At 40.3% G+C, this 23,064-nt stretch carries 24 protein-coding genes; 22 read left to right on the top strand and 2 right to left on the bottom strand.

The window, feature by feature from the left end:
* Window positions 1-147: 147 nt before the first annotated feature.
* Entirely contained in the window at window positions 148-1,227 is a 1,080-nt protein-coding gene (locus MBEAL2_RS25720) for a replication initiation protein (RefSeq protein ID WP_047155080.1), read from the bottom strand.
* 235 nt (window positions 1,228-1,462) lie between these two features.
* Between MBEAL2_RS25720 and MBEAL2_RS32075 the strand changes: the two genes are divergently transcribed.
* The 14 genes from MBEAL2_RS32075 (at window position 1,463) to MBEAL2_RS25655 (ending at window position 16,477) form a co-directional block, all read left to right on the top strand.
* A complete protein-coding gene (locus MBEAL2_RS32075) occupies window positions 1,463-1,627 on the top strand; it encodes a hypothetical protein (RefSeq protein ID WP_161798302.1) in 165 nt (54 codons plus the stop codon).
* 316 nt (window positions 1,628-1,943) lie between these two features.
* Window positions 1,944-2,444: a hypothetical protein gene (locus MBEAL2_RS25715; protein WP_047155079.1), complete on the top strand. Its 501-nt coding sequence runs from the start codon at window positions 1,944-1,946 to the stop codon at window positions 2,442-2,444.
* Window positions 2,445-3,002: an NYN domain-containing protein gene (locus MBEAL2_RS25710; RefSeq protein WP_047155078.1), complete on the top strand. Its 558-nt coding sequence runs from the start codon at window positions 2,445-2,447 to the stop codon at window positions 3,000-3,002.
* A gap of 44 nt (window positions 3,003-3,046) precedes the next feature.
* Window positions 3,047-4,000, top strand: a complete 954-nt coding sequence (locus tag MBEAL2_RS25705) for a Rad52/Rad22 family DNA repair protein (RefSeq protein ID WP_047155077.1) — start codon at window positions 3,047-3,049, stop codon at window positions 3,998-4,000.
* A 97-nt stretch (window positions 4,001-4,097) separates the two neighbouring features.
* The gene (locus MBEAL2_RS25700) at window positions 4,098-5,285 is read left to right on the top strand and encodes an AAA family ATPase (protein WP_047155076.1); all 1,188 of its coding nucleotides are present in this window, start codon (window positions 4,098-4,100) and stop codon (window positions 5,283-5,285) included.
* Window positions 5,286-5,289: 4 nt separating this feature from the next.
* Window positions 5,290-5,565: a hypothetical protein gene (locus tag MBEAL2_RS25695; protein WP_047155075.1), complete on the top strand. Its 276-nt coding sequence runs from the start codon at window positions 5,290-5,292 to the stop codon at window positions 5,563-5,565.
* A gap of 1 nt (window position 5,566) precedes the next feature.
* Window positions 5,567-7,453, top strand: a complete 1,887-nt coding sequence (locus tag MBEAL2_RS25690; protein WP_047155074.1) for a vWA domain-containing protein — start codon at window positions 5,567-5,569, stop codon at window positions 7,451-7,453.
* Between the two features lie 1,283 nt (window positions 7,454-8,736).
* Window positions 8,737-10,329: a hypothetical protein gene (locus MBEAL2_RS25685; RefSeq protein ID WP_047155073.1), complete on the top strand. Its 1,593-nt coding sequence runs from the start codon at window positions 8,737-8,739 to the stop codon at window positions 10,327-10,329.
* A gap of 901 nt (window positions 10,330-11,230) precedes the next feature.
* Window positions 11,231-12,214, top strand: coding sequence for a CHC2 zinc finger domain-containing protein (locus MBEAL2_RS25680; protein ID WP_047155072.1), 984 nt, complete (start codon window positions 11,231-11,233; stop codon window positions 12,212-12,214).
* A gap of 131 nt (window positions 12,215-12,345) precedes the next feature.
* Window positions 12,346-12,960 carry a hypothetical protein gene (locus MBEAL2_RS32555; RefSeq protein WP_047155071.1) on the top strand — a complete coding sequence of 205 codons (615 nt, stop codon included), beginning with the start codon at window positions 12,346-12,348 and terminating at the stop codon, window positions 12,958-12,960.
* A 100-nt stretch (window positions 12,961-13,060) separates the two neighbouring features.
* Window positions 13,061-14,230 (top strand): PD-(D/E)XK nuclease family protein, encoded by a 1,170-nt coding sequence (locus MBEAL2_RS25670; protein WP_047155070.1) that lies wholly within the window; start codon window positions 13,061-13,063, stop codon window positions 14,228-14,230.
* Window positions 14,223-14,702 (top strand): 5' nucleotidase, NT5C type, encoded by a 480-nt coding sequence (locus tag MBEAL2_RS25665; protein ID WP_047155069.1) that lies wholly within the window; start codon window positions 14,223-14,225, stop codon window positions 14,700-14,702. The genes MBEAL2_RS25670 and MBEAL2_RS25665 overlap by 8 nt, the downstream gene beginning before the upstream one ends.
* Window positions 14,703-14,784: 82 nt before the next feature.
* A complete protein-coding gene (locus tag MBEAL2_RS25660) occupies window positions 14,785-15,264 on the top strand; it encodes a hypothetical protein (RefSeq protein WP_047155068.1) in 480 nt (159 codons plus the stop codon).
* 79 nt (window positions 15,265-15,343) lie between these two features.
* A complete protein-coding gene (locus MBEAL2_RS25655) occupies window positions 15,344-16,477 on the top strand; it encodes a hypothetical protein (protein WP_047155067.1) in 1,134 nt (377 codons plus the stop codon).
* A gap of 324 nt (window positions 16,478-16,801) precedes the next feature.
* On the opposite strand, the gene MBEAL2_RS25650 is transcribed toward MBEAL2_RS25655, so the two are convergent.
* Window positions 16,802-17,851: a hypothetical protein gene (locus tag MBEAL2_RS25650; protein ID WP_047155066.1), complete on the bottom strand. Its 1,050-nt coding sequence runs from the start codon at window positions 17,849-17,851 to the stop codon at window positions 16,802-16,804.
* A gap of 564 nt (window positions 17,852-18,415) precedes the next feature.
* Between MBEAL2_RS25650 and MBEAL2_RS25645 the strand changes: the two genes are divergently transcribed.
* The 8 genes from MBEAL2_RS25645 (at window position 18,416) to MBEAL2_RS25615 (ending at window position 22,985) form a co-directional block, all read left to right on the top strand.
* Window positions 18,416-18,832 carry a single-stranded DNA-binding protein gene (locus tag MBEAL2_RS25645; RefSeq protein ID WP_047155065.1) on the top strand — a complete coding sequence of 139 codons (417 nt, stop codon included), beginning with the start codon at window positions 18,416-18,418 and terminating at the stop codon, window positions 18,830-18,832.
* A gap of 130 nt (window positions 18,833-18,962) precedes the next feature.
* Window positions 18,963-19,958, top strand: coding sequence for a hypothetical protein (locus tag MBEAL2_RS25640; protein WP_047155064.1), 996 nt, complete (start codon window positions 18,963-18,965; stop codon window positions 19,956-19,958).
* Between the two features lie 97 nt (window positions 19,959-20,055).
* A complete protein-coding gene (locus MBEAL2_RS25635) occupies window positions 20,056-20,790 on the top strand; it encodes a hypothetical protein (RefSeq protein WP_047155063.1) in 735 nt (244 codons plus the stop codon).
* A 22-nt stretch (window positions 20,791-20,812) separates the two neighbouring features.
* The gene (locus MBEAL2_RS25630) at window positions 20,813-21,025 is read left to right on the top strand and encodes a hypothetical protein (RefSeq protein ID WP_047155062.1); all 213 of its coding nucleotides are present in this window, start codon (window positions 20,813-20,815) and stop codon (window positions 21,023-21,025) included.
* Between the two features lie 31 nt (window positions 21,026-21,056).
* On the top strand, window positions 21,057-21,542 hold the full coding sequence (locus tag MBEAL2_RS25625; RefSeq protein WP_047155061.1) for a hypothetical protein: 486 nt from the start codon (window positions 21,057-21,059) through the stop codon (window positions 21,540-21,542).
* Window positions 21,543-21,636: 94 nt separating this feature from the next.
* The gene (locus MBEAL2_RS25620; RefSeq protein WP_052948021.1) at window positions 21,637-22,485 is read left to right on the top strand and encodes a phosphoadenosine phosphosulfate reductase domain-containing protein; all 849 of its coding nucleotides are present in this window, start codon (window positions 21,637-21,639) and stop codon (window positions 22,483-22,485) included.
* Window positions 22,476-22,700: a hypothetical protein gene (locus tag MBEAL2_RS29780; RefSeq protein ID WP_052948020.1), complete on the top strand. Its 225-nt coding sequence runs from the start codon at window positions 22,476-22,478 to the stop codon at window positions 22,698-22,700. The genes MBEAL2_RS25620 and MBEAL2_RS29780 overlap by 10 nt, the downstream gene beginning before the upstream one ends.
* 63 nt (window positions 22,701-22,763) lie before the next feature.
* A complete protein-coding gene (locus MBEAL2_RS25615) occupies window positions 22,764-22,985 on the top strand; it encodes a hypothetical protein (protein WP_047155060.1) in 222 nt (73 codons plus the stop codon).
* Window positions 22,986-23,064 lie beyond the last annotated feature (79 nt).

Genomic DNA, 23,064 nt, shown 5'->3' with positions numbered 1-23,064 from the left:
TGTAATCAACCAATTTCAAACAACCAGGGAAAGAGAAAAAATGCGCCCTCTAACGATCGAGGACTTTCAGGATAAGATAGCTCAAGACATTTTTTCTTATATCAACGTAGAAAGCAACTCTGCATAAATCTGTTATGCGGAGTTGCTTTATTTGGTTAGATTTCGGTTTCTTATATGCCTAATCTCTTCCAAAATCCATTCATTAAACTTAAGCCAAAACTTTTCTATATCCATATCCTGAAAGTCATGAAATAATTTCGTTTCTATTTCACTTTTTACTAACCAGCTGGTAACGACCTCCCTGGTATCGTCGTAGTAAGCCAGTATTCTACGTAATGCACGGAATTCTTGCAAAGAAATATTATCTAAGGGTTTTCCAAACTCACCTTTTTTTAAGACTTCCGTTAAGTATCCAATTGGATTAATAATGTCCATTTGAACATTCACTTGTTTAACAGCTGATAAAATGGCAAATGCCCCTTTAGGAACCCACCGCATAAAAACATCCTGTTTCAGTTCAACCCTCCATTCCGCCCACAAAATTTCTTTTATATAAGTAAATAGCCCTTTTTCATCCAATATCTGATTGTTTGTATCTTTTTCCACTAGGAAAAGGATTGCCATATCATTCTCTTCTTTGCGGGCTATCCAATTGAAAGTAAATGGAGTAAGAGTGCTGATTTCTTTGGCAGCAATATTTAATACCCGTTGGTTAAAATTACTGTAGCGAGGGTATGTGTGTTCTAACTGTAGTAATTGCTTCAATTCACTGAGCCGAAATGTATATTCCATTGTTGTTTCCACATCTTTAAATAATAAATAGAAAAACATCGAGTAGGCACTTTTAAAAAGCAGGAGGTTTTCAAGGATAGGGTAGGGCGCTTCCTTGCGAAGATGAACCAGGTAAGGACGAGTTAGTTTCCCTAACCGAATTACTACAGAACCTCTTTTTTCTTCTGTAGATATCTTCTCAAACAAATTTATTTCTATATCCATCTGTCCCATCTTTACGGGAATCATTCTTTGGTCAAGATTAAAAAACAGCTCTTTAACTTCGGAGTACTTTGGTGTCCCTTTATTTCCAATTGAATCACAGAATTCCTTAATAGAGATTTCGATTTCTTCTTCCGGCAGGACATAAATACGACTTGCTAAATACAGGATGATTTTGAGCTCGTTTATTGATATTTTATTACGATGCCATGATATAATATCTAATAAATTCAAGTCGCTTTCCTCCTCTTCTGTTCAATAAGGTTATTATAACGACTAAAGAAAAAGCCTTCCACGTTCAACGGAAGGCTTTTTTAGGAATCAAGTCCGTTCTCGGTTTGCAGACACAGGAAGCGGATCACTGGTAACTCCTAAGCGGTATTCTAACAGACATGATTTAATCATTCAAACTAAATTTGGATAAAATAGAACAATGATAGGGTAAAATTTAAAGCAGGAGGGTATCTATATGTTCCATGTTATGCATAAGGAAAATGAAATTATCATGTGCCAGGATGATGAAGTGAACGAAAATAAAAAGAAAGGGTTTCAACTTTATTCAGGCAGCACCTCCGAAAAAAACGCACTGGAAATGGCTAGGCGCCTGGAAGAACAAATGAGCAAAGAAAAATAATCCACCAGCTCCAATAAATTACTGAAACGTATTGCAGTTTACCCTTTTTGTTTGCTAATATAAGGGTATATTATTTTTTCATTTTCTTCTTTTCTTTTCCGGCAAGCGCGGGAAAAGCCTGTAGGTAATTATCAATCGCTTTTTTGCACTGTTTATTTAAATACGTCCACTTATGGATGCCAAAGTTTAGCGTTTTATTTTTGCTAAACAATCGTGTTGGTATCTATAAGTGGGCGTTTTTTTTATGCTTTTTTGCCCTTTTTCACTTAGATTCAAACCAACCAACCAAGTAACCATTTAAAAGGAGGATTTTAAGATGCTTAAAAGAGTAGAAATGACGTGGGACCAGGTATTTGAGTTCAATAAACTAGATGTGCCTGCTTTGGAATCCGAGGGAGGTAAACTTCTAGCTCGCCAAAATCGTTATACTCCACACATGATGATGTTGAGCATTACAGGTATTAACACAGAGGAAGTCGGATCGTTCATGACTCGTATCCGTCATATGGTACAAGGTCGTTGTCTTTCGTTGAAATTTTATTTCGATGCAGCAGAAGGTCAGCCCCGTAATACCATTGTTCCTCTTGATGAATTGAAACGATTGGGCTTTGTTTCTACAAACAAAAACATTTGGGAACACAAAGACCATCCCGACTTTAGCATTGCCGCTATCGCGATCCCTGCTTTTACGGAAGCTGAATGGGTTTTGCAAATTGATAAGCGAAATGCAAAAGGTGTCCCTTCAAGTGCAGCTGATTTCATTAATCTGTTCAGTCAGCAAATGAAGTTAGATTTAGACGTTGCGGGGGTGGCTTGAGTGGAAAAAGCAGCCATTTTAGTAGACGAACTCAATGCTATGGAGCAATTGCATGAAATGGGCATTGAGGGATTTAAACGATGGAGCGTTTTTTACCGTACTATTGAGAGCATTTTAGCTCATGAATACGGGAGTGTAGAGGTTTCGCAGCGTATGTATAGTGCATGTCCTTCTCGACAGTTGGATATGGAACAATATTACCGGAGAATGCGATTTTTCAATGCATTGGAGAAGGATGGAATTGCCGTCCGACAAGGAAATATGGGCACCAGGAATGGTGAGCTTTACCAAAAAGGAGTGGACATGCTAATCGGCCTAGACTTGTATGAGTTTAGCCTGAACTGTGTACCACTTCTTTTTTTATTTAGTTCGGATGGTGATTTTCTTCCGGCCATTAAAAAGGCGCAAGAAAAGGGCAGTCGTGTCATTGCCTTTGTCAGTGATTTTCGTCCGGCAAGCTCTATTCGTGAAGCAGCCGATGAAGTCATAAGCCTTGAAGATTTTCTTGCTCTTCTACCCGAAGGAGAAATCATTTATCGGAATTCAGATGTAGCGTAATTCAATTCAAATTAAATGACTATTAAATTAGGAGTGTGTTTATCATGACAAACTATAACGAAAATCTGCCCCTGAACCAACAATTGAATCTACCTTTCCATTACCTTGACTACAAGGTTAACTATGAAGGTCACGCCTATATCGGTGTTCAAAATATCGTTAACCGCTTAAATGATGTCCTCGGCATGTTTAACTGGACTCATAAGGCAGTACAAGTCGATATTGACCAGGAGCGTCATTCCGTTAGTGTCTTTGGCCGTCTTGAAATTTGGGATGCCGATAACCAACGATGGATCTCCCGGGAACAATATGGTGATGATACCATGACGATAAAGAAAGGCGAGAGTGAACCTGATGCACAGGCGGCCGAAAATGCGAAGAAATCTGCTATGTCGGACAGCTTAAAGAAATGTGCAGCATGGTTTGGAGTAGGCTCAGATTTGTTTGCTGGTAAGGTCACGGTTTTGAGGCCTAATTCTACTGCATTCGGCAAAGTAGCCTCGAATTATGGTCTGGATACCTCTTATCGCTTTAAATACGGTATTCCTGTTCTTCCGGATTCGTACCGCTCCTATTACTCCGAAATGAATTGGAACGGTATTTTTGAAGCAGATGTGGCTGCTCTTATGAGTGGTAAAACACCAAAAGGAAATTCAGAACAAGAGTCCACACAACAACCGCCTAAATCCAATACAGGCAGTAACAACAGCACTCCACCGGCACAAGGACAAGGGAACAGCACACCGCAAAAATTCAGATTGCGTGCGGAAAGTGGTCTTACGGTGAATCAAGACGGTACTTCTGTTTTTGAAGCCCAACTTGAGAACCAGTCCATTGTGAAAGTATTCATCCCGAAGGATCTGTTAACCAAAGCGAAAGCCATGATTAAAAAAGGTGGCATTTTTCAACTAGATGGCTGGTACAACGAGAAAGCCGGTACCATCCGTTTAGGAAAACGTGCTAATATCGTTCGTGAATCTGCCCATCAATCAGCTTAATATGCGAGTGTTTCGTGCCAGGAATCCATCGTGATTTCTGGCTTTTTCATTTTTATTGAATCGAAAATAACTAATTTAATTTAAGGAGAGATTTGTTATGACAATCAGACACACACGAGTTTCTATTGCAGATAGCCAAGCGGAAGGAGCAAAAGCAAACCTTCCTCAGTATGTAAAACAGGTGGAAAAAGCGAAGAATGGCTTTGGTTATCGCATTCAGTTTCGTGGATTAGATGAGCCAGGATTTATCACAGAAAAGCAGGGACACAAAGTTTTTACGCATTTTTGTGAAGATGCCGCAGCTGGTAAGTCATGCAAGCATATGGTCGTGGCGAAGGCAGTAGCTCTTTTAGCAGGGGAGGACGTGACGGTTTTCGGTTTGCCGAGTGTACCTACTGTTCCGACCGAGATTGATTTATCGGACATGGAGGACATGAATGCAAGCCTCTCCCTTCCGGTTATTAAGCCTGCTTCTACACCGACTCCTGCACCTGCTGTTACCGCAGGAAGGGCCCCAAGTACACCAGCTCCAAATAGCAAACCAACCTCTGCAAAAAATGTTGTTAAAACAGAAGTGCGGGATTGGCAAGAAGGATGGTCTGATGTCCATGATTACCTGCTTGATCAGGGAATGAGTATGCGTGTGATTACTTCTATTGAAGCAATGCGGAAGCAAATCTGCAAAGCGGTACCAGTAACCGAAGTATCCGCGCCTCCAACGAAGCCAAAGACACCTTATATGGGTCCCGTGTTCGGTCGTGCGATGCGTCATATTCTTAATGGCAAAGCACTTCTGTTGAATGGCGACAAAGGGACAGGGAAAGACACACTAATCAATACGATTAGCTGGGTTCTATCCTTACCTTTATACCTGACCACTGGGAACGTAGACGAAACGAAGGAAAGCGTCGTTGGCGATAATACGCTGAAAGCGACCTCTAACGGCTCCGAGATTGAATTTAAAAATTCTCCGTTCGCCATAGGTGTTGAAAAGGGTGGACTGACGCACTATGCGGAAATGAACATGATTAGCGGGAATGTCACCAGTATTTTTCACTCTGTATTGGATGAAAATGCTGCGCTTCCTACTCCGGATGGCACCATTAAGCGCCATAAAAATCATGTTTTCATCGGTTCAGTTAACGTAGGGGAGCAATATACCGGTACGCAAAAGCTCAATGGGGCCCTTGTAGACCGAATGGTTGTGCTCAACATGCCTTATGTGGCAGATTTCAAAACGCTTATTTCCAAAAAAATCAGGACTAACCGATACCGGCGCCCTTGAGTTTTTGGAGAATATCAAAAAAGCAGTAGATGAATTAATCCGTGACGAATCGCAAGGCGACAGCTCTAAAACCATCCGTGGTTATATTGATGCAGCCGAATACTTCACTGCTTACGGGATTACGATAGATACCAAAGTAGAAGTCTGCGAGGATTACATCATCAATAAAACACTGGATTTTGAAGAGCGTATGGCTATTCGGGACATTATCCGCCAAAAGGCATTCAAGGATTTACCAATGTCCCAAGAAGAAGAAGAATACGTAAATGGAGGAATGTAAAATGACTGCACCAGCAGGAGTAATTCTTACCAATAAGCAAGATATTATTAAGGAACGCGAAGGTCAGCGGCTCGCCCGCTATCTTCGCATTCTTTTTGGTTTCAGAAAATTAGACTTTAACTGGACCAACAACGAGACGAGTTATATTGATAAGAATGGAACGATTCATATTATTTATAATGTACAAACGCCTCAGCATCGTCCTTTTTCCGTTGCCGAACATCGTATTATCCGAAAAGGACACGCGATCCATGAATGCGGTCATAAGGAATATGACATCATCGAGGATTTTTTCAATTGGATTAAAGAGAATCAATCATCGCAAAAGCAGGACTGGATGGATAATAAAAAGTATCCGCAAGCCTGGACTCACTTTTTCGGTAATGTCATGTTAGATGGACGCATGGAAAATTTTGTGGTTATTGATCGTCCCACCACAAAAGAATATATTGATTTTGTAAATTACGAGTGGACGTTTGGTAATCGCGGGGAACATGCCGGAGAAAATAACATTGCCGACTTCCGTTCTGCCTTTATGCATCGAGCATTGGGAATGACGGATATTCCAGATTGGGATAAAGAGGCAGTAGAGCTGGTTGATTCTATTCAACCTCTAATTGACGACGCTCGAATTGCTGCAAGTACCCAAGAATGTCTTAATTTAACCTTAACCATGATGCGTACAGTGTGGCCGCAATTACTAGAGTGGATGGATTTAAATAATGAATCTCCTAGTGATTTTAAAGGTGAAGATAACAGACATGAGGGTACAGACCAATGGGGCGATAGAGAAGAGGTCGAGCAGAATACCAAGCGTATTCTTGTACGAATTGCTGCATCCAAAGAGGAAAAACCAACTCCTCAACCGGAAGAAAAAGGGGCAGAAAACCAATCTGACTCTAATGAAGAAACAGAGGAAAGCGATAATGAGCCTACCAACTCTTACGCTTCCATTCTGAACCAAGAGCAAAAGGCTCAAGATAATGATGAAGAGGAAGCGGATCGTCAACTTGCACCTTATAAGGAAGAAAAGATCGAGGTTGAAGTTCCCAATGCATTGAAGCCGCACCAAGAAGTCATCGTTCGTCCATTTGAACAGCATGACCGAGCTAATTATGAGAAAGCCTTTGCTCAGGTGAAACAGTATATACCCGCCACCTCTAAGGCTTTACAACAGCTTCTCGAAAGCATTAATGACGAGGAGCTGCGTAATCAGCGACAAGGAAGAATCAAAGCCTCCCGCGCTTGGCGTGTAGATACATTAGGTCAAATGAATGTATTTGAACGCACCAAAAAAGGGACACCAGGAAAGAATGCACGTATGCAAATACTCAATGATATTTCTGGTAGTACGGGCGGTGAATTTGCGAATACAAAGGAACGAATTATTGATGAAATGCGTCGTGCTCAAGTGCTATTAATCGAATCAGCCGAAGAAGCAAATGTACCCTGTGCTTCCTACGCTTTTACAGACAGCTACCGAGGCGGGGATATCATTTATCCTATCAAGCCTTATGGACTGCTAGGAGAGCGCGAGAAGGCTCAGATAGGTGGTTTAAGCCCACAGGATGCCAATAGGGACACCGTTTGCTTACAATGGGCTGTAGACAATCTAGCAACGCACAGCGAGGATGTAAAACTGCTTGTCATGCTTAGTGATGGGCTACCTTGCTTTGAAGAGGGTGAATCCTTTGATACCGTTCGTCAAATCGTGCTGAATGCGGAAAAGCGAGGGGTAGAGGTTTTATGCCTGTTTGTTGGGCCGCAGCGTGAAGATGTGAAAGAGGCGGTTCGTCAGATGTATCCTGGGCGTGCCATCATGGTAGATCATAACCTTCCGCGTGCTCTATCACAGCAGGTAAAACGAATCATCAAGAAATACAAGTGAGTCTTACAAACTAGTATTGACAGACTAGCGAAAAGAGCGAATAATAGAAAATAGATCCATAAACTGTTATAAGGGCATAAGTAACCGTGAGGTGCCTATGCCCATTTTTACACAAAAATTCCATACACCAGGTATTTTTCACAAGCTTCATATTAAAAGTAAATGAAATCTTCAAAAGAATATCCTATAAACAGGGAATCTGAGTCTATTTTGAAAAATTTTAAAAATAGAGGATACGCTGTTTATTTCCAATGCCGAACAGGTCTTATTGCCTAGTAAACATTGAGATTGATGTTATATTTTAGATAATAGGTAAAAAGAGAAAACCACCGCTCCAAAGGAACAGTGGTTTCTCGCCTGGTTTTGACATACTTCAAGTCATAATGTGTGCCTTGATACTTCAAGGAGTCTAAATGACTAAAAGTTTATCAGATATTTTAAGTTGTTACTTACATTTTATCAAATCCATACTATAAAATCTAGTGTTTTTTTGTAAAAAATAATTTCCAATTGTAGCAAAAACACTGATTAGTAGCCGATAATTGAAAATAGGTATGTATTTTCCTTTTTTCATGATGTATAATAACATTGCCTGGTAAACTTCTAGACGGAGTACGTCTACCCTTTTTGGGGTCCGTATAAATCTAGTTGTTATTTGCCATATTTCAAAAGAGTTATAGTGACGGAAGAAAGTGCCAATTGAAATAAGCTTCATGGATGTCAAATGCCCATTATTCAAATTTATGCATTAGGCACATTCCAGTGAAGCGGGATGTGCTTTTTTAGTTCCTAAAGCAATACGACAGGCTTACAAGGGTGCTGATAACACTCTTGTAGAAGTGAAGGATCGTGCTGGTAACACCATCCATCACTTATCAGCTGTAAAAAGGCAGTAAAAAAAGCTTTGCCTGGTAAGCAAAGCCGTCCGATTGAGAAAGTGTTGGTAGCACTTGCTCAATAAAATTCGTTTTTTGTTTGTTTCATTTTACTCGTTGAGTTCATAAGGTTGGTCGCCCGGCAACTCAACACAACGCCAGCTAAATACTTAAATACCTTAATACCTAGCCTGTTTTTCGAAAAAAAGAAAAACCTGGGTCGTCTTTAATTTTGTCTTCTTTACTATTTTAATTGAAATTCAGTTGTTTAACAAGGGAATAAGACTTAAAAAGTATTAATTTAACTAAGTTTTTGATGGCTAAATTACTAGTTTTTAGGATTTATTTTCAAGACTCAAAACATGATTGATAGGATATGAAAATTTCATATGGAACGGAGGTGAAAACATGGGAAACAATGAAAATCGTGTGCAATGGAAGGTACTACATAACCCTCTCGGATTGGAAGGGAAAGAAACAAAACCGGTCGCTGTTAACTATCGGTTTGTTAATGAAGTTTTTAATATTGAACGTCATTATAGCAAAAAAGAATCTTTCGGCTTTACACCAGAAGGAGAAGCTATCCACGAATTACATCATCTTACCAAAGCGGATCTCGCCATCATGGTGATTCTGCAAAAGATTTGTGATGTACGCGGAAAAATTGCTGATGTCACACTGGCGGATATTGTGCGTGCTGTCCACATGTACTATGAAGGCAAGTACAGTGAAACCCAGTTGTATGTGTCATTAAAAAAGTTTATATTACATAACCTCATTCTTTGCGAGTCTGACGAGGAAACAGGCCGTAACACCATTTGGCTTAATCACTACATTGATCCGGATACGGATAAGCCGGGCAAGTTGGTCATCACGCATAACATAATTTTTACAAAGGAGTTTACTGAGCTTCCTGTCGCTGTACAGAAGCTTTATTTCTCCTGCATTTTCCGCCAGTTTAAAGAAATGCAATCCTTTGATTTGTACAATAACCAAAAGCCGGACGTACAATGGAACAACCTCTTAACGTTCCTTCACTTAAGCGACACTAGCCAGCTGAGAAGAATCCTTCATACCACCCTTCATGGAAAACGATTATTTTACATGACAACATCGAATGGTGATTTTATAAAGGTAGCCGGTCGTTACCGTATGGCTGAATTCAAAGTAAACCCGGATTGGACAGAACAGGAAAGAAAGATCGGGGAAGGGAATTATTATCACGAGTCAATCCAACCTCGAAGCAAATATGAGCGGTCAAGAAAATACCTGATTCAACGTGCTCATGAAAAAGGAATAGGAGAACTAGAACACCATTCTCACTTCTTTACTGTTGTTCGTCTGCTCCGCAAAGTTTCTAGAAAAGTGAAGGAAGTTATACTAAATAAAATTAAAGATGAATACGTACAAACAAAAAAACTTCCATTCAACCTGTCTCAGTTCGTTAAGAATGTACTTGCCGAGAAGCGAGACACCTACACTCTTGTTGCAGCAAAGCAAAAGAAGCTACAGCACTTTGTACGGCCTGCACACCTTGATTCAGATGTACAAGCACATACAGAGAAACGGTTCCTGGAATTGATGCGTCACTACCCATTGAGCGATATTTCAAAGATATTCGCCGCGGCACAGGAGGCTATTGCACCTGTTATATCATCCGAACTTGCAAGCATTAGCCTTAAAGACTATAGATACGCCACGACTTTTGGCAAAGCGCATGATGCACTATTACGGGCACATGCATGTAGAAAGCATAAAAGCTCACCGGCATATCAGCGACTCATTTTAGATTTTAATTCCCTTGTAGCGGATCGGACACAGGAATTATTCCATATGAGTCAAAGAGAACGGACAGAATGGTTATTTAATGAAATTGATAAGCTTCCTTCTATCAAAGAAGCACCATCCATCATTCGCACCTTTGATTTAAGTGAATTTATCCTCAAAACGTTCAGTCCTGAGCACGCTACTATTCAGCTCTCTCATACTGCCCTTGCTTAAATTTTAAAAAGCAGGCATGACGAGGGCTATTCGTATTGCATTCACATTTCCTCTCCATATCTTTTCCCTCAAACCTATCCCGTTCACACCTATTTTTCCTTGTGTTTTTTCTATTACTCTATCTGTATTATCCCCAGCTAAAAGGAGTCACTGCGATTTCCATTTAAGAATAAACCACAGATTTTTCCTCTATAACCGTAAAAACCGAACTACTTTTTGTTAATTTTGTTGGTTTTGTGGCAATAGTGGATAAGTTAAAAGTGGAGGCAAACTGGATAACAAGGTAAAAAATAACGAACATAGCAGTTTCCTAAAAAACCAAAATTAAGAGGGTGAATAATTTGGATATTGAGGACAAGTACCGCATTTTGTGGAAAAAAGGGGAAGTGTCGCTTTACCAGTATTTTGTAATCTAAAAACTTTTGGTTTTTTCTTTTTTACCGGATAGTTCCATTTGGTTTTTTCGTATTCACAGGCCCGTATAGCCATTTTCTTTCGGTTTTTTTGGTGTTTATAGGATGGATTGTAGGTGTAGCAAGGAGTATGACTATCCGAAGAGGTTTTTTTAAGAGAAGAACTTTATCTTTTAAGAGGGATTTATCCTATTAATAAATATAATATAAATAAGTCTATTCCATATGAAAGGATGTTATTCTCACAAAAAGATAAATATGCTATTATTTAGTTATCTATTTATTTCATTGCTTTTCTTTCATCACCAACAAGCGTTGGCGATGCCTGTTTGTGTAAATGCCTATCTAGGAACTATCGTCCTCTTTGTCATGAGGAGAATTCGCATTTTTTGCGACTAAGACGATGGTTACTACATGGGCATTTTTTTGTTTCCATGAAAAACCAACCACAAACCAACCACAATCACTTTTTTAGGAGGTAGTTTCAAATGGCATTTCAGAAGTTATCACAGAACACCATTGATGCAGTAAAGGGTGCGGATTTACTTACGCTTGCTTCTGCTCTCGGTCACGTCTACAAACGTACCGGCAGCACGTATCAAATGTATTGTCCCAACCCAAGCCACTATGAAAAAACGCCTGACACACATTATAAGCCAACTATTCAACGGTTTAAGTGTTTCGGCGGAGGTGGATGCGGAGCTGGTGGAGATATTATCTCTTACTACGCTTGGAGCAAGCATGGACACTATGATACAAAGCAATTTTTTCGTTATGTAGAGGAAATCGCTCAAATCATGGGCATTCCTGTTGATTACGAAGAAGGCGAGGGTAATAGCCAAAACAGTAAGCGAAAATCTTCCTTCCCGAGTCCATTCAATGGCATGAACGTGACTCCTTTTAGAAAGGTGCACCGGGAGCCTGTGAAAGCTCGCAGTGCAGAAGATTGCGATCGTATTTACCGCAAGTTTTTGTCCCTTTGTCCCATTTACAGAGGACATGCTGAGGATTGGATGAGTCCGAAACGTCAATATACCATTGATGATATTCGCCATCTTAATTTGCGTTCTGTACCAAACACCCATCAAGAGATTTTTGCCATAATGGATCAACTGATGCAAAGCGGTGAAAATCTTGAGAATGTCCCTGGCTTTACCCAAAAGCTTAAAAAGGGCGGTAAACCAGACAATGAGGCTGACTGGTACTGGACTATATCGGTTCGTCTTGAAAGAGATGGGCTAAGTGGATACTTTATTCCAGTCAGGGATGAATACGGCCGGATTGTTCGTTTGCGTGTGACGACTACAGATCCCAAGCGCAAATATATTTGGTTCAGCTCTACACCGAATGTCTATTTAGACAACGAGAGTAAGACATGGAAATTTGATGACCCTGAACTCGAGAAGGAAAGAGAAAAAAATTTCTCCCGTATGAGAAAGGGCGGCGCACCGAGTGGAGCCCTATCAATGTAGTTATCCCAACAGCCCTGTTCCCTCAATGGCAAGTAGGAACACCCGTTTATGAAGCTGTTTCTACTTCTGTAGCAATTGGTACAGAAGGCGAACATAAAGCACAAATCAGTGCAAACCAGCTGAATGCATTGGTGATTGGAGCCCCTGGCGTTGGAAACTACAAGGATATCATTCCACTCATTAAAAATGCGAACATCAAGAAATTTATCATCGCGTATGATATGGATTCCTTGAAAAAAGAGGATTCTGTGTCCGGCAAGAATGAAGAAGTGTTTAAGCACCTGGTTGCCTTTGCTAAAGAAGTGATTAAAATATCCTTTGATATTGAGGTTGTTATATGGACTTGGAACATTAAAGACGCAAAAGGTCTGGATGACTTATTGCTGTCAAAGAAACTCCCTGTAGAAATCGACTTGTTTACAGGCGAACATCGACCCGTACAATTAGACGAAATCAAAGGAATATTAAAGCCGACTCCAAAAGGACAGCCACTTCCAGTTCAAAAGCCAACAGCTGCAACTTCTAAACCAGTGAAGGTAGCGGAACCACAACAACAGGAACAACAGCCTCATATGGAGAAGCAACCAACAGCTACAGCACCATTAAAAGCCGTTGAACAACCGAAAGTGGAAGAGAAGAAAAAGACTTCTAGTGATTTTGATTTTAGCTGCTTTGCGAGCGAAAGTAATGACAACGAGGATAAAGAAGAGAATAACAGCGATATGTCAGACCACGCTTTTATTTAAGCCCTTCTTTTATAAATCCTTTTTTCAAATAACAACACGGAGGAGAGAGTATAGCCTTTTGCTGCTATGCTCTCTTTTTTTATTTTAGGAGGAATAACCAATGACAACCAGCAAACAAACGTACAGTTTTTCGCGGCTTGATTTATATGCAAAATGCCCACGTGCCTTTTTTCATAAATATGCGGAAGGACGACCCACTCCTGGCGGTACCCCTGCAAAAATCGGGAAGATTTTTCATTTTGCCATGAAACTTGTGTATGGGGATGGATATTCACCCTCAGAGGCCGTCTACAGCTCCATTCTGGAAGAGCGTGGCATGCCAGAGGGGGAGTTCTCCTATAAACTCGTTCAAATGGTAGAGAGAGCCTATTACCGGGTTGAGCAACTGTTCCATAATGAGGAATCCGACGTTATGACAGAACAGCATATTGTTCACACCATCACGGATGGAAAAGAAGAAAGGGACTTTCAGGCGTACCTCGATATTATCGTCGATAACCCCGGATTGGACCAATTAATTCTTGTGGACTTTAAGACCACATGGCAACCCTTCCTGGCTAGGGATAGTATGCAGCTTGCTATTTATGCCCACCTGTTTGAACAAATGCGTTCAGGCATTACAGCAGGTGATTTTCGTGGACGACTCATCTTCCCCCGATGCAACCGTAGCGAGGATAATGAAGTGATATTCGTGCCCGAGAATGTTGACAGAGGCGTAAAGTGGGCTTTTGAACAAATTTACGCTATTGAGTCACGGGATCCATCGATTGCAGCAGAGTGGGAAATGAAATCGGGCAAGCATTGTGAATACTGTCCGTTCGTGAATCTTTGCTCGTCAGGTTTACTTAATAATCTGCCTGCATGTGGAGAACCGGCCAATATGGAGGAAGCACAAGCCATTGGGCAATACCTGTTCTTCCAAGAACAAGCCATAAAGACCATGAAGAATGGCTTAAAGAGCTTTGTTACTCGGCAGAAAGCTCCAATATACATTGAGGGCGGTGCCTGGGAGACTGTACAAGGAACATCCAATCCGAAGGTTCCGACTTCTATTCTTTTGCAATATGCAAGAGAGCATGGAAAGGATCCGGAAGAAGTCTTGGCTGGTAATAATGACAAGGTAGCTCAGTGGATTACAGAGGATACAACTGGGTTTTTATCGTCTAATGCAACGTATACCAAACCGAGGAGTTCTTTTAAATTCAACCCGAAAGCTAAGGCATCAGCTCAAGCTCAAACCGAAAATGTAGGGGGAGAAACCAATGAATAGTAAGCAAATCATACTCGTAGATATTGATAATTCGATCAGTGCAACGAACGAAAAGCTTAAAGAGGTAGTACCAGGCTTTACTACGGAAAGGTATCCATTTCCTTTCCCTCCCCACTTTTTTGAGGAGAGTTCTATTTTCGATGATGTGAAGCCGGTGAAGGGTGCTATGGAGAAGCTGAAAGAGTGGCATGATAAAGGTCATTTCATTTATTATGTGACAGCTAGGGACAGCTCGTCCTTCCATCGCACTGTAAGATGGTTGAAAAAACACGGCTTTCCTTCGAGCCTTGTTATTTGTTCTAAAAATAAGCAGAGAGTAGCGAGCATAATCGGTGCGACTATCGCAGTAGATGATGCGCCGAATGAAATCGAACAACTGAAATCGGTTGTTGCGCGTGTCCTTGTACCCGCTCATGACTATAACAAGCAGTACGAGAATCGCTTTTTCAATTGGTCCGACGTGGCAATTTAAGCAGATCAGAGAGAGGCTATGTTTTCCTTCTAAGGAGGAGCATAGCCTTTTTTCAAATCAATAAGGTAAGGAGTTAAAACGGATGAAAAATCAGCAAGCCCCCTCTAAATCCTTAAGAGTGAGTAATTTTACAGCCTTAAAGAAAGCGGCTTATCAAGCAGCCGTCGCAGGAAAGCAATGTGGATATAATGACGAATGGAAAAAACAATATATCGACTGTTATTCCATAAGCAGTGTTGTATTTCTTTTCGAACGAGCGGTAACTGTATATCAAGACTTTTTACAGGGTGACATACAGAAAGAAGAAGGCGAGAGCCTGTTTCAGCAGTTAGAAGAGAAATTCACACGAATCTGCATGGTGTTAGGAAGTGCTCATGAGTTTGCGGAGGCAGCAATAGAAGCCTTCGGTGAAAAAGGAATGCAATTTGGAGAAGTGGAATTTGATTGCCCTGATTGCTTTTCAAAAGCGAAGGCTATCCGACTGAACACTCCCAAGAATCCTTCTCATGCGGTTACGATTCGAGCCTCTTGTTACGGTTGCGGTACTCGAATGATGAATTAAATCAGTCTTTATCCCGGCCACTAGGGGAATTACTTACACTCAATCCCTGTTGGCCCAGGGATGAAGAGGAGAGTCAATCATGAACGTGTTTAAATCATTTGATAAAAAAGCGGGCGATTTGGAAAAGAAATTTGTCCGTAGTATTAAAGAAAATAGTTTTTTCCTCACAGGGAACGGAGCCAAAAACTTCATTCTCGGTGTGACAAAGGATAGGATTCTAGTCCGGAGTAAGAGAGGGAAGAAGCCATATGAAATTACAAGAAAGCGCCTGCGCCTGGCTATATCTCAACTTCTATGGAAACGCACAATGACCCGTAAAGAATTAGAAGCCCATTCGAAGTTCTCTAGTGCTTTAATGGGGCTGGTGCGGCTAATTTGTAAAAACCTAGCGAAGCTGAGAAAAACAGCAAAAGGGCTTTTAAGAATTACATTGAAGGGAAAAAGATGCTATCATGCCGGAGCGGATCGGATTGTGAACGATGTTCATAGAGCAGCGGAAGCGGGCGTGGAGTGCTTTCTGGTCAATTTCTTTTTCCTTAGAGATGATAAGTCTGCCAATTGGACCCGGCATTTAAAAGGGAAACTACTATTATTGGACAGTGGAGCCTTTCAGCATTGGAGAGCAGTAGAAGAGGGACAAGAAATTAAACCGGTAACGGTGGAGGAATACTGCGCCTTCATCAAGAGATTTGAAAAATACTTTATTGCTTATTTTAATCTTGATGTGGTTGGAGATTTCGAGGCATCAGCACGAAATGAAGCGTATTTGCGAGCCGAAGGACTAAACCCGATACCAATTTATCATGTCGGAGAGGAATATAAGGCTTTAGAGCGAATGATTTCAGAGGATCACCCCTTTATTGGTATTGGTGGAGCTGCGATGCTGTCCCAGGAGGAAAGGAAAGTCAAATTTGATGACTTGTTCAATTTATATGGCGAACATAACTATCATTTCCTCGGTGGCGGAGGGGATGCCCTGCTGCAATATGATTGGTTCTCAGTGGATAATTCGTTTCCTCTGAAAGCAGGTCGATTCGGCAAAATCCTTACGCCGAAAGGACAACAAATCAAAGCACCTAAAGAATGGACAGAAGAAGACATGTTTTTTTATAACATGCACAGATCGAGAGAGCTTGAGGAATACGATGAACAATTCAAGCTCGATATTCTTGTCCCACCAGCAGTACCAAAAAAACAATTAGCCTTATTTTGATAAATGAGGTAAAAAAGGGGTAGAAGAATGGATAATCAAATGTTGATTATTGCTACGGTATTTGTCGTAGCTTTAACCGGATTTCGTATTTTTAAGACGCTTCGTGTTTTTATCGGAGGCGGCATTAGTCTATATGCATTATTCGAGTTTTTCCAATACATTATAAATTTATCGTAAGATAAAACGAAAAAGGGTCCATCCAAGAGTAACCAGCTCTTAGACGACCCTTTTTTCTATAAAAAACCAACCGGAACCACTTTTAAAAGGAGACAATGTGTTCCTCTGCCTTAATAATAAAGGTATTTCGTTGCTTCCGTCAAATTTTTATTTTGCCTTTTTCTTGTTAAAGAGCACCACTTTTCCTTTTGATTGTTTTGCCATTTTACGGTTGTTTTCATTTGCTTCATATCGCCATACTACTTTTTTATCCTCAAGACGTTCAGCCAACTCATTTGCCCACTCAGGCATCGTATTCTGCGGGAATGGATACGGTGGTAAAAGCGGATTATCATAATTCATAATGTTGCCGTTCGGGAGTGGACGATTCTTAAAGTAGTTGTATTGGCGTTGCTGTACCTCGATATTTGCTTGCCAAGCCAGTACGAGATTTTTTCCATCCTGACGATCCGGGAACATTTCCCGCCAAGTGATTCGCGGTTCTTTTTCCCCGAAGTAATCTAACATCGCTTCCTCTAATAATTCACCACTTCCATAGCGAAGCATGGCAAACAATTTCTTCCCTACTAAAGCAGATACGGTTACGAGAATAGGAATGAAAAATCGTTCAATACCCGTAAACCAAAGTTCAGGTGATTTTATTGAACCAAGCACGATAAAGAAGCCAGTAATGAAAGTCATCCCTGCCAGAACAGAGAAAATTAATTGGGAACCAACAGCCTGAGTCCACGTAACTTTGGGGCCAGGGAAGTCATCCATATATTCAGCATTAACATAGATTCGATTGCGAAACAGGTTCATCACTTCTGTATTAAATGTATTTTTCACCTGTGCATGCAACATCGGATTATATGCTGGTTGCGGAGCCATAAGATAGAAGAAGTGAACGGGTGAAATATAGGGTGTACGGCTCCACCTTTTTACTTCCGCAATCAAACGGTTCATGCGAATGGTTTCTGCTGCTTCATAAAACAGTTGCGGAGAGCTAGAGAATTGGATGGATAGATAGACAATGAGAATCCAATCTCCATATTCTAGAATAAAGCCTAGAAGCTCTTTTAAGTATCCATTATATGTATCAAGGGGAGTATAATTCGGTACTAACCATTGTGCGACACCGAGAATAGGGTAAGCAAGCGCCATGAAAATAAGTATATTTCGTAAATTAGACTTTACGGTTTTAAACAATTCTTTCATTTGTGTCACCTTCTTTTTTGGTAATATGTTATCTTATGTGTTTATTTTACCATATGTAAAATAAAAACACTAAAAAGAAAACGGATCTCATAATAAACTGGAATTGCATCATAATTAGCTAAACAAATTCCAAAATCAATTAGATTTTTTCTGTAATATCGATTAATAACAGCCTTTTATAAACAACAAGGAAAAATTTTTTCTAATTAAATATGGATCATTGTGTACTCTGTCCAAATAAATGTGATAAATCTCTAATTTATTAAAAGAAGTAACATCGATCTATTTATTTCTAGTAGGCTTATGCTATAATCATCGTATATTATTTTTTCATTATTTTTCCTTATTCACTGTCAAGCGAGAGTGAAGCCCAATCGTCTGAATTTACAACATTTATTTGTTGTTTAAATTTTAAATCGCATTCTTATTAGAATGACCAAAGTTTTTTAATGATCCTTTATGGAGATTTTGGTCGTTGTAATAGGGAGGCGATTTTTTTGTTTCTCTAAAACCAAACGAACCAATAACCAACCAAACCAATTCTTTTGAAGGAGAGTGTGTACCATGAGTATCAATCACGTAGTAGAAGTAGGCCGCCTTACCAAAGATCCCGAACTGCGTTACACCCAGCAAGCCACAGCTGTATGTTCCTTTTATTTGGCTGTTGACCGCAGGGTACCAAACAGCCAGGGAGAACGTGAAGCGGATTTTCTTCCTGTCGTAGTATTTGGTAAACAAGCGGAGAATTGCGCGCAGTACCTTAAAAAAGGCTCACAGGCAGGTATAGATGGTCGGCTCCAATCAAGGTCTTATGATAATAAGGAAGGCAAAAAAGTCTTTGTTATCGAGATTGTTGCAGATTATGTCCAATTCCTCGGAAGCCCTGGAAAGAAAGAGTCCAATGGTGGAGGAGGTGATGGCAACCCGTTTGGGGCAAGTTCTACGCCATTTCACGAGGATAATCCATTTGCCAATGTTTAAAACGCTATATAGCGGAGTGTGTATGAGCTGCACCGGAATTTATCCTGGGCAGCTTTTTTCAGTGTTTCAATGTCGGAAAAGTGTTTGTGAATGACTTTAAAACTTAAACTAAAGGAGGAATATTTTAATTATGAGTAACTATCAATCAGGTGCACCGTCAGGAACACCAACACCAGAAAACCAGGAAGGGAATAAAATCGATTTTTCAGGTATGTTTATACCAATAGCAACAATAGTTGCATATCTTATCAATTACCTATTTGATAAAGGCTATTGGAAATATCATCAATTACCCGATTTTTTATGGGAGTTTTCACCATCAGCTTTAATTGCTCATTCTGTAAATGGATTTCTAATTTCTTTGGGGATTATCTTATTGGTATCCCTTTTTACAAAGAAATTCATTACAAAGCCGAGTAATTCATGGATTAGTGAATATATTCTATTTGTAGGGTGGACAGAACTTGCGTTGTTAATCCTTGATTACTTTTTCGGGATTGTAACTTCCACAAATAGCTTATGGAGATTAGGATTTTTCATTGGTGCAATGATGCTGGTTCCTGTTGTATTGACTGTGGTTTACCGTAGTAAATCTTGGACATCATCATTCCACACCGTTGTACGTTCATTTACTAAGTACAATTCGCTTATTGTAGCTTTCACTATCATCGGTCCTTTTTCTTATATGATGGGAAATATATATGCTCAATCACAGCAAACCTATCATGTCATTGAAGAAAAGAAGGTTCAAGCCGAACAGAATGTAGAAACAACCGAAGTGATAGAAAACGGTAAAAAGAAAGTGACACCAAAAACCACAACTAAAGCATTGCTTAAAGATGATACTATCAACGGGAAATTGGAAGCATCGGATTTCTCAGGAGAATATCATCAAGCTGAAATTAAGGTTGTATTGGGTAGGTATGGAGATTCTTTCATTGTGGTTCCAGTAACAACAATGATTAAAAACGACCCAGGAACAGGTGAACTAAGCCTTGATAAGAATAATAAGGTTGACTTAAAAACTCCTTGCGGAATTATGCAAAGGAAGTTTGAGTTAATCGGTAAAGATTCACCATATACTCTAAAACAGGTAGTTTTTGATAAGATAACTTACCAAAAATAAAAAGAACGCTAATTCATATAGCGGAGTGTTAATCGGCTATACCGGGTTTTATCTCGGTATAGCTTTTTTTATTAATCAAAAATGAGAGGGTGTTTTTATGAATAACAATGAACCGATTCAATCAACTGACTTAATCAATGCTGTCATAACCGAATGCGACTATGCAGCAGGTCATTATGATGGTGGGGATTATTTTCCTGAATTTATTTCCAAGGGTCGAATTGTAATGGAGTTTGCCCATCTCGGCTTACGGTATTTGGGGAACGACGAAGAAGCTAGTGCTGTTTTTCGTTTTATCTTTGAAACGTTTAACGAGCTGGAATCAGAGGACTTTGCACCTTTAGCCGCGGTATTAGAAAAAATCCGGAACAAGTGTTGTGAGCTATTAAATAACACAGGCATAAGGGTTTACCACCATACTGATAAAGATTTCGAGTCCTATATTGACCCGATTTATGATTGGATTGTTGAACGGTCTAAGCAGGATGGGGAGATTCAGGCAACTACGGAGCTTTTTCGTCTCGCATTTAAATCCATTGAGGCAGAAGCAAGCGCCCGGGAATTAGGGGAAGATATTGCTGCTAATCCGCCAGCGGATATGGAGGAACCAGTGCGCGGCCTATTTTTACAAGCACCGGAGCCAATTGCATTATCGCCATTTTCCGACGGTGCAGCGATTTTTCTGCAATTATACCAAGCATATTGGGATGTGGAGTGTTCCGTTGTTGAGGCAGGACAAAATGTAGAGAAGCTTGAGTGGTTCAAACCGGCTCTGCGATTTTGCTACTTGCTGTATGCAGAAATCACCATAAAAGAATCAGATGATTTTTAATCATCAAGAGAGGGGAATTCCTATGTCAGACTTTTTTCGAACAGTAATGGGCAAGGCATTCATAGAAGGCACGATGCCCAGGATCAAAAAAGCCATCGAGGAAGTAGCTGTTGAATTGCGCCAGTCTAATACTCTTCGGGAAAGAGAATTGGAACTCAAGGAACGCGAGTTAAAATTGCGGGAAAAGGAGCTTGATATTCGTATCAAGGAATATCATTGCTCTTCGCCACAATAAATCTAATTACAATTACATGGAGGAAAAAATAATGACAGCTGAACAGTTGAGAGAAATTGAATTGGATATCGCCCTTAATGCCGGTTATTTTGTTGCACAAAACAAAATTGAGATTGAAGATTCACGTACATTTATTAGCCATGTTGTAACGGAACTGGCCAAAGAGTTTTATGAGAAAAACAAGCTTGATAAGGGACCGCGTGATGACTATATGATTCGTGTGGATAATTTCACCAGACGCAGGCTGTTTGAAATGTATGGCACTACAAGCATAAAGCCATCACAAGAATTGAGAATTGAAGTCGATACACCAAAAGGAAAGATTATCGCCGGTAAAATGCCTGACCCTAAATATCCTGGTATTTGGGTTGATGTTGTGAGTCCTACTGATGGAGCTGAATTAAGTGCTACTGTCGTTGAATATAAGCCGGATGAAGAAGAAATCATGGTTCATGTTTGGCGAGAAGAGGACAACGGAAATGATCCGGTGACAACAATCAAATGGAGCGAGAGTTAGGCGTCTTAACTATTATGAATTGAAAATCATTCAGAGTGTAGCGTGTTATGCCGGTTTGGTGTAATACGCTTTTTTCTATTTAAGGAGGATTATTATGAACGAACAATTATGTTTGTTTGAGGGAGAATTCAGTATTGAAACAAAAGTGGAGCACAGGGAAAGTATTGAGCTGCTGCCTCTTGAAGACTATGATTCTATTTTGGTTTCTTTGTCAGGTGGGAAAGATTCGGTCGCTTGCACCCTGCATCTTCTTGAATTAGGTGTTCCAAAGGAAAAAATTGAGCTCGTTCATCAAAGCGTCGACGGTTCAGAAGATGACATCCAGCTATTTGATTGGCCTTCAATCACTTCTTACTGTAATTCATTCAGTGAGTTATTGGGCATACCAATCAGCTACCAATGGCGTAGGGGAGGTATCTTAGGTGAGATGCTTCGGAAAGATTCACTTACTGGTGATGTGTATTACATGGATAACGGGCAGATTTTTCATCTTCCTACTAAGAATGGGAAAGAAAGTACACGTTTGAAGTGGCCCGCCATGAGTGCGGATTTAAGAATGCGTTGGTGCAGCGCCTATGTGAAGATCGACGTATTTAGACGGGTATTGAATAACCATCCTCGATACACCGGTACACTTGAGGAACCTAAAAAAATCTTGGTTGTTACGGGTGAGCGTAGAGAGGAGAGTTATAACCGCAGCAAGTATGCAGAAGCGGAAATACATGCCTCTAATTCTAAAAGGAGGCTCGTTCACGCCTGGCGCCCCTGCATAAATTGGAGTGAACAGGAAGTTTGGGATATCTTTGAACGATGGAACTACTTCCCGCGTTTAGTTATTTATTGGGCTGGAACCGTACTTCTTGCCAAGCATGTGTATTTTCTAATTCTGATTTATGGTACATGTTCAGAGAAATATCCCCAGCAAGGTTTGACATGCTGGTGAGGCTTGAAAGGGAACTCAATTTTACTATTGATCCCAGTATGTCCCTTGTTGAAAAAGCGAATCGGGGAAAGAGCCGCATCCCAAAAGACTATCGTGTGAACAAATGGATCGAGATGGCATTATCCAATCAAATTACGAAGGATGACTTGATTATGGATAAGTGGGAACTGCCAGCAGGCGCGTTCGCACACGGCATGGTAGCCGGTCCAATGTAGGCTCATTACGAAGGTTCAGGTTGTATAACGGAATAACTCATTTATATAAAGGAGGAGTTTTTTATGTCATTAATCGGATATATAGGGAAAGCATTGACAGAAATTGATCAGACCTTTGTTGGGCAATCCAGACAAAGAGAAGTGGTAATTAGCTTTAAAGAAAGCAATTACGGACAAGATTTTGAAGAAGTGGTTCATCTTGTATCCAACATTCTTGATTCTTTGAAATGCTCATGGAAAGTCAAAAAGGGAAAGCATCGAATCCATCTATATGTATATGGATAAAGGCAGATTACCTACTACATAGTAAAAAAACAAAAATAATGACCGCTCAAGCGGGAGTCAGCAGAGGAGGAGGGATAGT

Origin of the sequence: Aneurinibacillus tyrosinisolvens, assembly GCF_001015055.1 — a bacterium.
Taxonomy (GTDB): domain Bacteria; phylum Bacillota; class Bacilli; order Aneurinibacillales; family Aneurinibacillaceae; genus Aneurinibacillus_A; species Aneurinibacillus_A tyrosinisolvens.
The sequence above is the reverse complement of the archived record's forward strand: the minus strand, read 5'-3'. Positions and strand labels throughout refer to the sequence as shown.